The sequence below is a fragment of the Streptomyces sp. L-9-10 genome, from assembly GCF_004151105.1.
Lineage (GTDB): Bacteria > Actinomycetota > Actinomycetes > Streptomycetales > Streptomycetaceae > Streptomyces.
Genome location: NZ_PHRF01000053.1, coordinates 73,134 through 88,202, shown reverse-complemented (window position 1 = coordinate 88,202; position 15,069 = coordinate 73,134). Strand labels below are relative to the sequence as shown.

Annotated in this window: 15 protein-coding genes and 1 riboswitch; of the genes, 12 read left to right on the top strand and 3 right to left on the bottom strand. The window is 70.4% G+C overall.

What is annotated here, in order from left to right:
- Nucleotides 1-130 precede the first annotated feature (130 nt).
- Both CU044_RS14955 and CU044_RS14950 read left to right on the top strand, forming a co-directional pair.
- Nucleotides 131-1,684 (top strand): RDD family protein, encoded by a 1,554-nt coding sequence (locus tag CU044_RS14955; protein WP_129769070.1) that lies wholly within the window; start codon nucleotides 131-133, stop codon nucleotides 1,682-1,684.
- 164 nt (nucleotides 1,685-1,848) lie between these two features.
- Nucleotides 1,849-2,589, top strand: a complete 741-nt coding sequence (locus CU044_RS14950; protein WP_129769069.1) for an RDD family protein — start codon at nucleotides 1,849-1,851, stop codon at nucleotides 2,587-2,589.
- On the opposite strand, the gene CU044_RS14945 is transcribed toward CU044_RS14950, so the two are convergent.
- Entirely contained in the window at nucleotides 2,575-2,901 is a 327-nt protein-coding gene (locus tag CU044_RS14945) for a hypothetical protein (RefSeq protein ID WP_129769068.1), read from the bottom strand. The two genes, CU044_RS14950 and CU044_RS14945, sit on opposite strands and share 15 nt — an antisense overlap.
- Nucleotides 2,902-3,316: 415 nt before the next feature.
- Here CU044_RS14945 and CU044_RS14940 point away from each other — a divergent pair, with 415 nt between their 5' ends.
- A complete protein-coding gene (locus tag CU044_RS14940; RefSeq protein WP_129769067.1) occupies nucleotides 3,317-5,731 on the top strand; it encodes an immune inhibitor A domain-containing protein in 2,415 nt (804 codons plus the stop codon).
- Between the two features lie 124 nt (nucleotides 5,732-5,855).
- The gene (locus CU044_RS14935; RefSeq protein ID WP_129769066.1) at nucleotides 5,856-6,176 is read left to right on the top strand and encodes a hypothetical protein; all 321 of its coding nucleotides are present in this window, start codon (nucleotides 5,856-5,858) and stop codon (nucleotides 6,174-6,176) included.
- Between the two features lie 128 nt (nucleotides 6,177-6,304).
- Here the strand turns inward: CU044_RS14935 and CU044_RS14930 are convergent, their stop codons facing one another.
- Together CU044_RS14930 and CU044_RS14925 are read right to left on the bottom strand one after the other, a co-directional pair.
- Nucleotides 6,305-6,907 (bottom strand): isochorismatase family protein, encoded by a 603-nt coding sequence (locus CU044_RS14930; protein WP_129769065.1) that lies wholly within the window; start codon nucleotides 6,905-6,907, stop codon nucleotides 6,305-6,307.
- 207 nt (nucleotides 6,908-7,114) lie between these two features.
- Nucleotides 7,115-8,368 carry a nicotinate phosphoribosyltransferase gene (locus tag CU044_RS14925; RefSeq protein WP_240045615.1) on the bottom strand — a complete coding sequence of 418 codons (1,254 nt, stop codon included), beginning with the start codon at nucleotides 8,366-8,368 and terminating at the stop codon, nucleotides 7,115-7,117.
- A 266-nt stretch (nucleotides 8,369-8,634) separates the two neighbouring features.
- On the opposite strand from CU044_RS14925, the gene clpS reads away from it, so the two are divergent.
- The 8 genes from clpS to CU044_RS40195 all read left to right on the top strand — a co-directional run bounded on the left by clpS (nucleotide 8,635) and on the right by CU044_RS40195 (nucleotide 15,047).
- Nucleotides 8,635-8,940: an ATP-dependent Clp protease adapter ClpS gene (gene clpS / locus CU044_RS14920; RefSeq protein ID WP_030355090.1), complete on the top strand. Its 306-nt coding sequence runs from the start codon at nucleotides 8,635-8,637 to the stop codon at nucleotides 8,938-8,940.
- Nucleotides 8,940-9,518, top strand: coding sequence for a DUF2017 domain-containing protein (locus CU044_RS14915; protein WP_129769063.1), 579 nt, complete (start codon nucleotides 8,940-8,942; stop codon nucleotides 9,516-9,518). The genes clpS and CU044_RS14915 overlap by 1 nt, the downstream gene beginning before the upstream one ends.
- A 334-nt stretch (nucleotides 9,519-9,852) precedes the next feature.
- Nucleotides 9,853-11,316, top strand: a complete 1,464-nt coding sequence (locus tag CU044_RS14910; protein ID WP_129769062.1) for an amino acid permease — start codon at nucleotides 9,853-9,855, stop codon at nucleotides 11,314-11,316.
- Between the two features lie 96 nt (nucleotides 11,317-11,412).
- Nucleotides 11,413-11,826 (top strand): M67 family metallopeptidase, encoded by a 414-nt coding sequence (locus tag CU044_RS14905; protein ID WP_129769061.1) that lies wholly within the window; start codon nucleotides 11,413-11,415, stop codon nucleotides 11,824-11,826.
- A gap of 36 nt (nucleotides 11,827-11,862) precedes the next feature.
- A riboswitch (cobalamin riboswitch) is annotated at nucleotides 11,863-11,995 on the top strand.
- 48 nt (nucleotides 11,996-12,043) lie between these two features.
- Nucleotides 12,044-13,042 (top strand): ABC transporter substrate-binding protein, encoded by a 999-nt coding sequence (locus CU044_RS14900; protein ID WP_129769118.1) that lies wholly within the window; start codon nucleotides 12,044-12,046, stop codon nucleotides 13,040-13,042.
- A gap of 8 nt (nucleotides 13,043-13,050) precedes the next feature.
- Nucleotides 13,051-14,091: an iron ABC transporter permease gene (locus CU044_RS14895; protein WP_129769060.1), complete on the top strand. Its 1,041-nt coding sequence runs from the start codon at nucleotides 13,051-13,053 to the stop codon at nucleotides 14,089-14,091.
- A complete protein-coding gene (locus CU044_RS14890; RefSeq protein WP_129769059.1) occupies nucleotides 14,088-14,864 on the top strand; it encodes an ABC transporter ATP-binding protein in 777 nt (258 codons plus the stop codon). Before CU044_RS14895 ends, CU044_RS14890 begins: the two co-directional genes overlap by 4 nt.
- A gap of 69 nt (nucleotides 14,865-14,933) precedes the next feature.
- Nucleotides 14,934-15,047, top strand: coding sequence for a putative leader peptide (locus CU044_RS40195; RefSeq protein WP_345790136.1), 114 nt, complete (start codon nucleotides 14,934-14,936; stop codon nucleotides 15,045-15,047).
- Nucleotides 15,048-15,069: the final 22 nt, after the last annotated feature.

The following is a 15,069-nucleotide window of genomic DNA, read 5'->3' as shown; positions in this document are numbered from 1 at the left end:
ACGCTTCGCATCGGCGTCCGCGGTCCGCCGCTCGAACGCGGCCGTTTCTGCCGGTCTCCTTCCTCAGGGCCTCGTGTTCTTCGTTACTGTCCTCCTTGGACAATGGTGTGAGTGAACGGAGTTGGGGTCAGTGGCTACTCCTCCTGGTGACGGCGGGAACGTACCCCGGGAAGGGTTTTACCCGGATCCGTCCATCCCTGGATATGTCCGGTACTGGAACGGCGCGGCCTGGGTGCCCGGCACGAGCCGGCCCGCGCCGCAGGACGGGGAGGCGGCGCCCGGTGCCACCCCCGCGGGTCCGGCCGCCTCCACTCCGCCCGCCGCCGTCGAGGAGACCGGGCCGGTCTTCTTCGACGAGGACCCTCCCGAGGGGCCCCGCCAGGAACCGGCGTCCGCGTGGCAGGCCGACGCCTCGCGGCAGACCGGCTTCGGCGGTGAGCGCGACGCCCGGGTGTCCTGGGGAGCGGCCCGGCCGGATCCGCGCGTTCCGGGCCAGGCGCCCGAGCCCGCCCGTGAACTGCCCGCGCCCACGCCGGGCGATCCGACCGGCGGCGCCTTGCCCGGTGTACGCGCGCTGGGTCCCGGTGCGGGCTCCGGATCCGATTCCGGGCCGGGGTCAGGCGACGGTCCGCCGCTCACCGACGGTACGGTCGCGATCCGCGGCCTGCGACGTGGCGTCAGGCCCGGCTCCGGCCAAGGCATCGGCTCCGGCTCGGGCATCGGTTCCGCGTCCGGTTCCGCGTCCGCGTCCGGTTCCGGAGAGGGCGCGGGCGCGGGAGAGACGCCCGCTCCCCGCGAGAGCGGGCAGCCATCGGTCGACAGCACGATGGCCATCCGCGCCCTGCGCGCCGCCCGCCGCGCGAAGGACGAGGACGCCCCGGCCGGCGGTACGGCGCGGCCCGACGGCACCATGACGCTCGGCGCGCTGACCCAGGGCGTCGCCGGTACGGGCCGGGCGGCGGAGCCGTCGCCGCTTCCCGTGCCGCAGCAGTCCTCGCCCGCGGCCGGCCAGAACGCGCCCGTCAGCCCCGGCACCGGCGGTGGCGCGGCGTCCTGGGCCCAGCAGGCGCACCCGCTCGCGCAGCAGGGCCACCCCGGTCAGCCGGGTCAGCACGGCCGTTCCGACCAGCCGGACCAGCCCGTCGTGCCCTGGAAGCCCCCGGTCAACGACCCGTTCCTGCAAGCCGCGCAGGCCCAGGCGAACGCCAGGCCCGCGGCTCTCGGCAAGCGCTTCGCGGCCCGGCTGATCGACACCGTGGTGTTGGGCGCGATCGTCGGCGCCCTCGCCTTCCCGCTGGTGTCCAAGGCCCTCGCCCATATCGACGACAAGATCGCGGCGGCCGAACAGACCGGCGAGACCGTCACCGTCTGGCTGCTCGACGGCACGACCGGGGCCTGTCTGGGCGGCGCGCTCGTCGCGCTGCTGATCGTCGGGGTGCTCTACGAGGCGCTGCCGACCGCCAAGTGGGGCCGCACACTGGGCAAGAAGCTGTGCGGTCTCGACGTACGGGACATCGAGACCCACGAGGCCCCGGCGTTCGGCGCCGCGCTGCGCCGCTGGCTGGTCTACGGCGTACTGGGGGTGCTCGTGGTGGGCGTCCTCAATGTGCTCTGGTGTCTGATCGACCGGCCCTGGCGGCAGTGCTGGCACGACAAGGCGGCCCATACGTTCGTGTCGGGCTGAGGGCCGGGCGGCAGCCGGTGATCCGGCAGCCGGAGGTCTGACGTCCGGGCCGGTGATCTGACGTCAGGCCGTCGATCCGACGGCCGGGCCGTCCTCGGCCGGGCGTTCCTCCGAACGGCGGGCAAGCCGTTGCGGGCCCCTGCCCGGCGCGGTGCACTGCCCACATGAGCCATGATCAGCCGCCGCCCGGCGAGCCCCCCGAGGAAGACCCGTTCCTCAAGAAGCCGCAGGGGCCCTCGTCCGAGGGGCCCTCGCACGAGGGGCCTCCACCAGGGGAGCCTCCGCCGTCGCAGGGCCCGCCGCCGGGATCTCCGTACGACTCCCCGTACGGTGCCCCCTACGGCGGCGCCGGCGGGCAGCCGCCCCCCGGCTCCCCGTACGGTTCCGACGCCTATGGCCAGGGGCCGTACGGCGGCACGGATCCGCTCGCCGGGATGCCGCCGCTCGCGCCGTTCGGTACGCGCTTCCTGGCCCGGGTCATCGACGCCCTGATCATCTTCATCCCGCTGGGGATCGTGTCGCTGTTCGTCGGGGGCTGGAACACCGCGAACAGCACCGGCGCGTGGGACGAGGTCACCGATCAGGTGAATACCGGCACGCAGTGGATCTGGTCGGTCATCTCGATCGTGCTGTTCGTCTCGTACGACACTCTGCTGAACCGCAGGCACGGGCAGACCCTCGGCAAACGCTGGCTGAAGCTGCGCGTCGCGATGCTCAACGACGGAGCGGTCCCCGACACCGGCTCCGCGCTGCTGCGCGCGGTGGTCCTCTGGGTGCCGGCGCTGCTGTGCTGCCTCTGTATCTGGTGGGCCATCATCATCGTGTCGATCGTGGCCAGCAGGCCCTACCGGCAGGGCCTGCACGACAAGGCCGCCAGAACGGTCGTGGTGTCAGCGGCGCAGTGAGGGCTGGCCCATCCGGGCCTCGGCCCGCTGTCCCGCCCGCTGTCCCGCCGGCTCTCCTGCCCGCTGTCCCGGCAGCTGTGCGCTCGACGCCGGGGGCGTGGCGGGCCGCGGCGCGGGGGCCGTACGCGCCGTCGCGGCGCGGCTGTTGGCCGGGAGGGTCAGGGCGACCAGCAGTCCCAGGCTCAGAGCGGCGATTCCGATCACCGCGATGCCGAGACCGGCGGTGGTGCCGGAGAGCAGAAGCATGACGAGGGTGGAACAGACGACGGTGGCGGTGCCGTAGGCGAGCTGTGCGGCAGTCGGACGCGGCATGGCGGAATCCGTCCTAGGGGCGTCATATTCGGGGGTGTTGGGGGTGCTTCGTCGGTCTCGCACGTACGTCGCAGGGCGGGTCGCACTCCCAAGCGACTCTACGACGGTGGATGCCCGAGCGGAGCGAGTAGTAAGCGTGACCTCACCCACGGTGCCGGTGCACGGGGGGCGCATCGAGTCACGCCCCGTGCCGACTGGCCGTATCGGTGCGCCGGTTGTCCGAAATCGTCCGGCTCTGGAGTCATGTCCGCATAACGGAACCGGAAGGCCGCATAGTGCAGTTGACCGGTCCAAGTCAAGGTCTGTCTTTTCTTCCTTAACTCCGGTCCAATGTCGTCACTTATGACGCGCATACGCGCGCGGATCCATCACTCCCGGTCCGCGGATCGCGTGCGCCGGGGAGGACAAGCATCAAGTGATCAGCAATCGACGGGCGAGAAGACTGTCCGCGGTGATCGTGGCTCTGGCCGCGACCGCTGCCACGGCCTCAGCCTTCACCACGGCTCAGGCCCAGGGCAACCCCGCGTCCGGCTCCGCGGACATCGAGCGCCGTGACCCGGCGCCCCAGAAGGGCCATGTCGAACACGACTTGGACGGCCCGTTCAGCAAGCAGCAGGCGCAGCAGCGCGAGGCGGCTCTCCAGCAGGTCATCGCCGGTGACGCCAGCGTGCAGAAGCGCGGCGGCTCCCAGGTGGTCAAGCTCGGCGACAAGAAGTACGTCGAGCTGGGCCGGGAGAAGACCGACAAGATCTTCACCATCCTCGTGGAGTTCGGCGACAAGGTCGACGACACCACGATGTACGACCCGGACGGCCCCGACGGGCCGCAGCCGCCCGTCAAGAAGTTCGGCGGCGAGCCCGGCCCCCAGCACAACGAGATAGCCGAGCCCGACCGCAAGGTCGACAACTCCACCGCCTGGCAGGCCGATTACAACCAGGCCCACTTCCAGGACCTCTACTTCGGTGAGGGCAAGGACGCGAGCGGCAAGCAGAAGGAGTCGCTCAAGACCTACTACGAGAAGACCTCTTCCGGCCGTTACTCGGTCGAGGGCGAGGTCTCCGACTGGGTCAAGGTCGACTACAACGAGGCCCGTTACGGCTCGAACTACTGCGGCAGCAGCAACTGCGCCAACGTCTGGGACGCGGTGCGCGACGGTGTCACCGCCTGGACCGCGGACCAGAAGGCGCAGGGCAAGTCGGACGCCGAGATCAAGGCGGACCTCGCCCAGTACGACCAGTGGGACCGCTACGACTTCGACAACGACGGCAACTTCAACGAGCCCGACGGCTACATCGACCACTTCCAGATCGTGCACGCGGGCGAGGACGAGTCGGCCGGCGGCGGCGCCGAGGGCGAGAACGCCCTGTGGGCGCACCGCTGGTACGCGTACGGCACGAACGCGGGCAGCACGGGCCCGGCCGACAACAAGGCCGGCGGCACGCAGATCGGCGACTCCGGCATCTGGGTCGGCGACTACACGATGCAGCCGGAGAACGGCGGCCTCGGCGTCTTCGCCCACGAGTACGGCCACGACCTGGGCCTGCCCGACCTGTACGACACCGCGGGCGGCGAGAACTCCACCGCCTTCTGGACCCTGATGTCGTCGGGTTCCTGGCTGGGCACCGGCAAGAACGAGATCGGCGACCTGCCGGGCGACATGACCGCCTGGGACAAGCTCCAGCTCGGCTGGCTCAACTACGCCAAGGCCAAGGCCGCGACGAACTCGGTCCACAAGCTGGGCGTCTCCGAGTACAACACCAAGAACCCGCAGGCGCTCATCGTCGACCTGCCCAAGAAGTCCACGACCACCACCGTGGTGAAGCCCACCGAGGGCTCCAAGCAGTGGTGGAGCGACATGGGTGACGACCTCAAGAACACCCTCACCCGCTCGGTCGATCTGACCGGCAAGTCCACGGCGTCGCTGGAGCTCCAGGGCTGGTGGGACATCGAGGCCGACTACGACTACCTCTACACCGAGGTGTCGACGGACGGCGGCGCCAGCTTCACGCCGGTCGACGGCACGGCCGACGGCAAGTCGATCCCCCGTGACGCCGCCGACAAGCCGACGCTGACCGGTGTCTCGGGCGCGTACAAGAAGCTCGTGTACTCGCTGGACGCCTACGCGGGCAAGAAGATCGACCTCCGCTTCCGCTACCAGACGGACGGCGGCGCGGGCGGCAAGGGCTTCACCGCGGACGAGATCAACCTGGTCGCCGACGGCGCGCCGGTGTTCACGGACAACGCCGAGGGCGACGACGCGGGCTGGACCGCGAAGGGCTTCTCGCGCATCGGTGAGTCGTTCACCCAGGACTACGACCAGTACTACATCGCCGAGAACCGTCAGTACGTCTCGTACGACAAGACCCTCAAGGTCGGCCCGTACAACTTCGGCTTCACCGCGCCGAACGACGGCAAGGTCGAGCACTTCGCGTACCAGCCCGGTCTGCTGATCTGGCAGTGGGACACCTCGCAGAAGAACAACAACACCAGCGAGCACCCCGGCCAGGGTCTGATCCTGCCGGTCGACGCGCACGCCAAGCCGCTGAAGTGGGCGGACGGCACGCTGATGCGCAACAGGATCCAGGCGTACGACTCGACGTTCAGCTGGTGGCCGACCTCCGGTCTGTCGCTGCACAAGGCGGACAAGCTGACGCGGATCGCTCCGCAGCTCGGTGCCCCGGTCTTCGACGACCGCAAGGGCACCTACTGGAACGAGGAGAACAAGGGCGGAAGCGTCCGGGTAACTGACACGAACACCAGGATCAGCATCGTCAGCCAGCCCCTGGACGGGCAGACGATGACGGTCAAGGTGGGACCTTCCGGTAAGTAACCTCAAGTAACCGCAGGTCAAGTGCATGATCGGCCGTCGCCCTCTAGCGGGCGGCGGCCGTTCGTGTTTAGGTGCGTCCTACGATCCTTTATTGACACGATGTCTCACGGGGGAGATGAAGGACATGGCAGGCGGAGGCTTCAGCAAGCTCCCGAACGGCACGGTGGTGGTGGCACTGACCCTGCCCAGCCCGGCGGCCGAGGGCGGCACGGTGCGCGTTCTGGTGCACGCCGCGAACCGGGCCCGCGCCCTGACCAGGCTGCGGAACCTGGGGCTGCGGGCGGTCTATCTGCGGGGCAACGCGGAGCCCCCGACACCGGACGAGATCACCGCGGTGCTCCACCACCCGGACGGCCTGCTGTGGCGGACCACACCGGAGTGCCTGGAGCAGCTCTGGCAGCCGATACGGGCGCTGCTGAGGCCCGCGGCGAGGGCGGGGTACTGAGGGGCCTCCTGAAGGTCCGAGGAGAGCCGGAGGAGGCGAGGAGAGGGTCCGCAGAGGGCCCTCAGTACCAGCTTGAGGACGGCTGAGGACGGCTGAGGGCGGTTGAGGGCGGATCCGGGCGAACCGCCTCAGGCGGCCTGGACGACCGGCTTGCCGGTCAGCTCCGCACCCGCCTCGCGCAGCTCCTCCATGGCCCGCTCCGTGGTCTCCCGGGCCACGCCGGCTGTCAGGTCGAGCAGTACGCGCGTGACGAAGCCCTCACGGACCGCGTCCAGCGCCGTGGCGCGTACGCAGTGGTCCATGGCGATCCCGACCACGTCGACCTCGGCGACCGCACGCGCCCGCAGCCAGTCCGCCAGCCCGACGCCGTTCTCGTCGGCGCCCTCGAAGCCGCTGTAGGCCGCCGAGTACGCGCCCTTGTCGAAGACCGCGTCGATCGCGCCGGAGGCGACGGCCGGGGCGAAGTTCGGGTGGAAACCCACACCCTCCGTGCCCGCCACGCAGTGCACCGGCCAGCTGTGGACGAAGTCGGGGACGGCCGGCGGCGCCGCGAAGTGATCACCGGGGTCGATGTGGTGATCGCGGGTGGCGACCACATAGCGGTATCCGGGGGTCGCGCGGCCGATCAGGTCGGTGACGGCGGCGGCCACCTCGGAGCCACCCGCCACCGGGACGCTGCCGCCCTCACAGAAATCGTTCTGCACGTCTACGACGATCAATGCGCGGTGCATGGCGGTCATCCTTCGATGGGGAGCGGGTGGTGCCGGGGGAGGGGAAGTACCGGGGCGCGTGACGGGGGCTGTTCGGGGACGTTTTCGAGCCTAGAGACTCCGCCGCCGTCGCGGGAGGTCTAGGCCCTGTCCGGTACGGTCCCGTTCCCCCACCGCTACCACGGCCCCCTCCGCCTCGCACGTACGCCTTCCTCCACCCGCCCGGTCTCACACGTACTCGGTCGGGATCACGGGCTCGCCCCGCGACAGCTGTATCGCCGACATCGGCAGCCCCGCGCGCGCCGCGATATGCCGGTCGCGCACGGCGTCCAGCGGCTCGCGCGCGACGATCTCGCCGCCCTTGACCAGCTCGACCAGCAGCTGCCGGTCCAGCAGCTCCGGCGGTACGGGGCCGGTGCCGATCACCTCGGCCTCGGCGTACCCCTCGGCGTCCCGCCGCCGCGCGGCCCACTTGCGGCCGCCGATGGAGGTCTTGCCGCCCAGCGACTTCTTCGCCACGGGGTGCAGCGGGGCCTTCGGGTCGGCGGAGGTCGCGCGGGCGACGATCTTGTAGACCATGGAGCAGGTCGGATGCCCGCTGCCGGTGACCAGCTGCGTGCCGACGCCGTACGCGTCCACCGGCGCCGCCGCCAGCGAGGCGATCGCGTACTCGTCCAGGTCCGAGGTCACCACGATCTTGGTGTTCACCGCGCCCAGCTCGTCCAGCTGCTGCCGTACCCGGTGCGCGACCAGCAGCAGATCGCCGGAGTCGATCCGGACGGCGCCCAGCTCGGGGCCCGCGATCTCCACGGCCGTCCGTACGGCCTCGGCCACGTCGAACGTGTCGACGAGCAGCGTCGTCCCCCGGCCGAGCGAGTCGACCTGCGCCCGGAAGGCGTCACGTTCGCTGTCGTGCAGCAGGGTGAACGCGTGCGCGCTGGTGCCCACCGTCGGGATGCCGTAGCGGAACCCGGCCGCCAGGTCCGAGGTGGTGTCGAAGCCGCCGACGTACGCGGCGCGCGCGGCGGCGACCGCGGCCAGCTCGTGCGTACGGCGCGCCCCCATCTCGATCAGCCCGCGCCCGCTCGCCGCCGACGCCATCCGGGAGGCCGCCGCGGCGATCGCCGAGTCATGGTTGAGGATCGACAGGATCACGGTCTCCAGCAGCACGCACTCGGCGAAGGAGCCCTCGACCCGCAGGATCGGCGAGCCCGGGAAGTACACCTCGCCCTCCGGGTAACCCCAGATGTCCCCGCTGAAGCGGTACGAGGCCAGCCACTGAAGCGTCGCCCCGTCCACGATCCCCTGCTCCCGGAGGAAGCCCAGGACATCCGCGTCGAACCGGAAGTTCTCCACGGCGTCCAGGACGCGTCCGGTGCCGGCCACCACCCCGTACCTGCGTCCCTCGGGCAGCCGCCGGGTGAAGACCTCGAAGACCGAGCGCCGGTCGGCCGTGCCCGCCTGGAGCGCCGCCCGGAGCATCGTCAGCTCGTACTGGTCAGTGAAGAGCGCGGTCGACGGAACGCCCACCCGTCGCCCGCCGCCACCCTTGTCCGGATGCGCTTCGCGCGCTTCCTCTTCTGGCAGCCCAAGGTCCGCAGTGTTCATACGACGATGCTACCCAATACTCGTCACCTTGACGATTTCTCGTGGCCGTTTGTGCGACACGCCGCGACGGGTGGCAGCATGGGTCAGGTGAGGCTGTGAATTCCGGCACGCCCCCGCAGAGAAGAAGGTCGTCCCGAACCGTGAGTGTTGCCCCGACTGAGATCGAACGCCCCGAATCGGCCGAGGAGACTTTCGCCGTCCCCGAACCCGATGTGCCATGGGTGACGATCGTGCACAACGACCCGGTCAACCTGATGAGTTATGTGGCGTACGTCTTCCAGACCTATTTCGGCTATCCGAAGGACAAGGCACACAAGCTGATGCTCGACGTCCACCACAAGGGCCGCGCGATCGTCTCCAGCGGCAGCCGCGAGGAGATGGAGCGCGACGTACAGGCGATGCACGGATTCGGGCTGTGGGCCACCCTCTCGCAGGACCGCGCCTGATGGCCGGGCAGTTCGAGGCGATCCCGGGCGGCGGCGCGGCCGTCGCGCTCGACGAGGTCGAGGTCTCGATCCTGCGCTCGCTCGCCGTACAGCTCCTGGAGCTGATAGGGCCGGGTGACGAGCCGGCCCAGGGCGAGGACCCGCTCGCCTCGCTCTTCAGCGAGGGGCCGAGCGAGCCGCCCGCCGACCCGGCGCTGGCCCGGCTCTTCCCGGACGCGTACGGCGATGACGACGACGAACTCCGCGAATTCTCCTCGGAGTTCAGACGGTTCACGGAGAACGACCTGCGTGGCCGCAAGCGCGAGGACGGCCTCGCGCTCGTCCGTACGCTGGACGCGCTCGCCGTGGAGGGCGGGGGCGCCGCCGTACTCAAGCTGACCCCCGACGACTGCCGGCACTGGCTCGGCGCGCTCAACGACCTGCGGCTGACGATCGGCACCCGCCTGGAGGTCACCGACGAGGACGAGGGCGGCGAGCTGTACCGGCTGCCCGACTCCGACCCGCGCAAGCCGATGGTGATGGCGTACCTCTGGCTCGGCGCGCTCCAGGAATCGCTTGTCGAGACACTCATGCCGTGACTCCCGCGTGTCATATGCCGATCACCGGCAGTTCCCCTTCCGTACGCTCAGGTGACGCTCAATTCGGCGTAACGATCCCGTCACCGCTCCGGCGACCTTTGCGGTTCGCGGTGTGATTCGTCCGCTTCTCCCTGTGGCCTGCGCCACAGCGCGCTCCGCCGGACGCCCGGTTCGCCGTGATAGATCTGCACGACCCCCCGGGGACGCCACCCCTGTCCCCGGGGGTGCTTCGGCCGGCCGACCGCCGGCGGCACTCCATCCATATCCGGGGGGATCAGGAACTGGTCCGCGGCCGAGCACGGCGCGGATCTGTATGGAGAAAGGGCGCACGACCATGACCTCAGCGCAGGTCGACAAGGAGTACGGCGGCGACGGGACCGCCGGACCGGCCGACGGCGGCACCTCGGAAGAGGGCTACGAGCGCGGACTCGGCAGCCGTCAGGTACAGATGATCGCCATCGGCGGCGCCATCGGCGTCGGGCTCTTCATGGGCGCCGGAGCGAACATCGCCAAGGCCGGCCCCAGCATCATCCTCATGTACGCCCTCGCCGGCGTCGTGATCTTCTTCATCATGCGGGCGCTCGGCGAGCTGCTCCTCTACCGGCCGGTCTCGGGCTCCTTCGCGGAGTACGCCAGAGAGTTCCTCGGCCCGTTCTTCGGCTTCGCCACCGGCTGGACGTACTGGCTGATGTGGGTCGTCACCGGGATGGCGGAACTGACCGCCGCGGCCATCTACATCCACTTCTGGTTCCCCCAGATCCCCCAGTGGGTCAGCGCCCTGGTCTTCCTGGTGGTGCTCTTCGGCGTCAACCTGATCTCGGTGAAGATCTTCGGCGAGGTCGAGTTCTGGTTCTCGATGATCAAGGTCACCGCGATCATCGGAATGATCGTCATCGGTCTCGGCGTGCTCACCCTCGGCTTCTCCGACGCCGGTGACACCGCCACCGCCTCCAACCTCTGGGCCCACGACGGGATCTTCCCCAACGGCATCGGCTCCAGCCTGATGACCCTCCAGGGCGTCATGTTCGCCTACCTCGCCGTCGAACTGGTCGGCGTCACCGCGGGCGAGTCCGAGAACCCGGAGAAGACCCTCCCCAAGGCGATCAACACGCTGCCCTGGCGCATCATCGTCTTCTACGTGGGCGCGCTGTCCGTCATCCTCGCGGTCGTCAAGTGGACCGAGTTCTCGGCGGGCGCCAGCCCCTTCGTCCACGCCTTCGAGACGATGGGCATCCCCCTCGCGGCCGGCATCGTCAACTTCGTCGTGCTGACCGCCGCACTCTCCTCCTGCAACTCGGGGATGTACTCCACCGGCCGGATGCTGCGCGACCTCGCCGCCAACAGCGAGGCGCCGAAGCTCTTCGGCAAGCTCAACTCCCGCAAGACCCCGGCCTTCGGCATCACCCTCTCCGTCGCCCTCATGGGCATCGGTGTGGTCCTCAACTACATCGTCCCGGAGAAGGCCTTCGGCTATGTGACGTCCGTGGCCACCGCCGCCGGTATCTGGACCTGGATGATGATCCTCATCAGCCATATCCGCTACCGCCGCGGCGTACGGGCGGGCCTGCTGCCCGCCTCGTCGTTCCCCGCCCCCGGCGGTTCGGTGTTCAGCTGGGTCGCGGTGGGCTTCCTCGCCCTCGTCACCTGCCTGATCGCGTACGACAAGGACGCGCGGGTCTCCCTCTACGTGGGGGCGGTCTGGGCGGTCTGCCTCCTCATCGGCTGGCAGTACCTCAAGCGCCGCGTCCCGCGGACCGCGGCGGGCGACTCCACCCCGGAGTACGCCTCCGCGGAGTAACCACGCCGAGCCCCGCCGAGACCCCGACGGCCCCTGGAAAACCGGGAAACTCCCTCCCGGATCCAGGGGCCGTACTCGTCCCTTTATATTTTCTCCATGCTCACCATCACCCAGGCCCTGCACGACAAGATCGTCGAGCACGCGCGCGCCGACCATCCCGACGAGGCGTGCGGCGTGGTCGCGGGTCCCGCCGGGACCGGCCGGGCCGAGCGGTTCATCCCCATGCTCAACGCCGCTCGCTCGCCCACGTTCTACGAGTTCGACTCGGCGGATCTGCTCAAGCTCTACCGGGAGATGGACGACCGCGACGAAGAGCCGGTGATCATCTACCACTCGCACACCGCGACCGAGGCGTATCCGTCCCGTACGGACATCACGTACGCCAACGAGCCGGGCGCCCACTACGTCCTCGTCTCCACCGCCGACCACGACGACTCGGGCCCCTTCCAGTTCCGCTCGTACCGCATCGTCGAGGGCGAGGTCACGGAAGAGGACGTCGAGATCGTCTGAGGCCGGGACCTGCGGGAGGCGCCCGTCGCGGCGCTCACCAGGTCTGACACACTGAGCGCCGAACCGAGGCGGCGGGGATCAGGAAGCCGGTGTGAATCCGGCGCGGTCCCGCCACTGTGACCAAGCCCAGCTTGGCAGCCAGGAACTGACCTGCCGCCCTTCTCCCACCAGCCAGGGGACGCGGAAATCCCCCGGAGGAGGCCCTGCCGTGTCTGTGCTGTCCCGGCGCCGCCGTGCGCTCACGTCCGCCGTCATATCCGCCGTACTGCTCCCGCTCACCGCCTGCGGCGGCGCCGCCTCCACGGACGCGGAGGACGGCACGCCGGCCGCGGCGACCGCGCCCGGCTTCCCGTACACCGTCACCAACTGCGGGGTGGAAACCACCTATCAGGCGCCGCCGGAGCGCGTCGTCACCATGAACCAGCACGTCACCGAAGTGATGCTGGCGCTCGGCCTGGAGAAGTCCCTCGTCGGCACCGCCTGGCTGGACGACCGGATCCTCCCCGCCTACGAGAAGGCGTACAAGAGCGTCCCGGTGCTCGCCGAGGAGTACCCCTCCAAGGAGCGGCTGCTCGCCGCCAACCCCGACTTCGTCTACGGCGGCTACGCCAGCGCCTTCGCCGCCAAGGACGGCCGCGGCCGCGACGAACTCCAGTCCGCGGGCATCCACACCCGGCTCAACGTGGAGAACTGCCCCAAGGGCAAGGCGACCCTCGACGACGTCTACCGGGAGGTCCGCGAAACGGGCCGCACCTTCGGCGTCCCCGACCGCGCCGAGAAGTGGATCGCCGCCGCACGCACCACCGTCACGGACACCGCCGCCCTGCTCAAGGGCGTCGAGCCGCTCTCCGTCTTCGTCTACGACAGCGGCGACAAGACCGCCTTCACCGCGGGCGGCACGGGCATCGGCAACGAACTGATCACCCGCGCAGGCGGCCGCAACGTCTTCGCCGACCTCGGCAAGTCCTTCGGCGACGCCACCTGGGAACAGGTCGTCGCCCGCAAGCCCGACGTCATCGTCATCTACGACTACGGCTCCACCACCGTCGCCCAGAAGAAGAAGCGGCTGCTGGAGGACCCCGTCCTCAAGGACGTACCGGCCGTCAGGAACAAGCGGTTCGCCGTCATGCCGCTCTCGGACGTGGTCCTCGGCGTACGCGCGCCCGACGCCATCGAACGGCTCGCCGCACAACTCCACCCCGAGTCCGTCAAGTAACCCCGGCCATGACCCGGACCACCCCGCCCGGCCACGGGCGGCTGCGCTACACCCTGGTGCTCGGCTGCCTCGCCGCCGCGCTCGCCACCGCCGTCGTCGCGGGACTCGCCCTCGGCTCCGTACGCATCCCGCCCGGCCAGGTCATCACCATCCTCACCGGCGGCGCCGACCCCAGCCCCTTCCGCACCATCGTGCTCGACGTACGGCTGCCCCGCGTGCTGCTCGGTGTGATCGTCGGCGCCGGGCTCGCCGTCGTCGGCGCCGTCCTCCAGGCGCTCGTACGCAACCGGCTCGCCGACCCCTTCCTCCTCGGCATCTCCTCCGGAGCGTCCGTCGGCGCCGTGCTCGTCATGGTCCTCGGCATCGGCGGCGGGATCACCACCACCGTCACCATGCCCGCCGCGGCCTTCGCCGGCTCGCTCCTCGCACTGGCGCTGGTGTACGGGCTCGCCCGCTGGCGCTCCACGATGACCGGCGGCCGGCTCGTCCTCGCCGGGGTCGCCGTCTCGTACATCCTCTCCGCGCTCACCACCCTCATCCTGATCGTCTCGGCACGCCCCGAGCACTTCCAGGAAGCCGTCTACTGGACCTTCGGCGGCCTCGGCAGCGCCCGCTGGTCCACCCTGCTCCTGCCCGCCGTCGTCCTCACCCTCGGCACCGCCCTGCTCATGGCCCTGGCCCGGCCGCTCGATCTGCTGCTGGCGGGCGAGGAGGGCGCGACCGCGCTCGGCCTGGACACCTCGCGCTTCCGCGCCGCGGTCTTCGTCCTCGCCTCCCTGGTCACCGGCGTGATGGTGGCCGCGAGCGGCGCCGTCGGCTTCATCGGACTGCTCGTCCCGCACGCCGCCAGAATGGCCGTCGGCGCGGGCCACCGCGCCCTGCTGCCCGTCGCGGCACTGGGCGGAGCCGTCCTCCTCGTCGTCGCCGACCTCGCGGCCCGTACCGTCGCCGCGCCCCAGGACGTGCCCGTCGGCGTACTCACCGCGCTCACCGGCGGCCCCGCCCTCCTGTGGCTGATGCGCCGCCGCCCAGAAGGAGCCCCCGTATGACGGCGACACTCCGGCTCGAAGGACTCTCCTTCACCACCGACGGCCGCCTGCTCGTCGACAGCGCCGACCTGACCGCCGCCCCCGGCGAGACCGTCGGACTCGTCGGCCCCAACGGCAGCGGCAAGACCACCCTCCTGCGCTGCGTCTACGGAACGCTCCGCCCCAGCCACGGACGGGCCCTGCTCGACGGCGACGACCTGCTCACCATGACCCCCAAGGCCAGGGCGCGCCGCGTCGCCACCGTCCCGCAGGACGGACAGCTGGACTTCGAGCTGACCGTCCGCGAGGTGGTCGCGATGGGCCGCTCCCCGCACAAACGCTTCTGGGAGGCCGACACCGCCGCCGACGCCGCCCTCGCGGAAGCCGCACTCGGCCGCGTCGGGATCGCCGGCCTCGCGGACCGCGCGTTCCCCTCCCTCTCCGGCGGCGAACGCCAGCGCGCGCTGGTCGCCCGCGCCCTGGTCCAGCGGCCCGCCCTGCTCGTACTCGACGAGCCGACCAACCACCTCGACATCCGCTACCAGCTCGACATCCTCACCCTGATCAGGCAGTCCGGGACCACCAACCTGCTCGCCCTGCACGATCTGAACCTCGCCGCGTACTACTGCGACCGCGTCTACGTCCTCCAGGAAGGGCGGATCGTCGCCTCCGGCACCCCGCACGAGGTCTTCACCGCCGAACTGCTCGCCACCGTCTACGGGGTGACCGCCGAGGTCAGCACGCACCCCGCCACCGGCGCGCCGACCGTCGTCTATCTGCCCCCGTCCGCCTGACGGATAGGGGCCGTCCGGGATACGAGATCACATGCCGGACCGCCGACCGGGAATCGTTACGATGACCGCATGGTTTCCCACGACGTGAGCGACAAGACGCCGAGCACCCCGCTGCTCGTGGCGCGGCTGCACGTCGATCTGTGCCGCCTCGCCAGTGCCATCTGTCCCGGCGCCGCGGGCTGAGCGACGCCCCCGAGCGACGCCT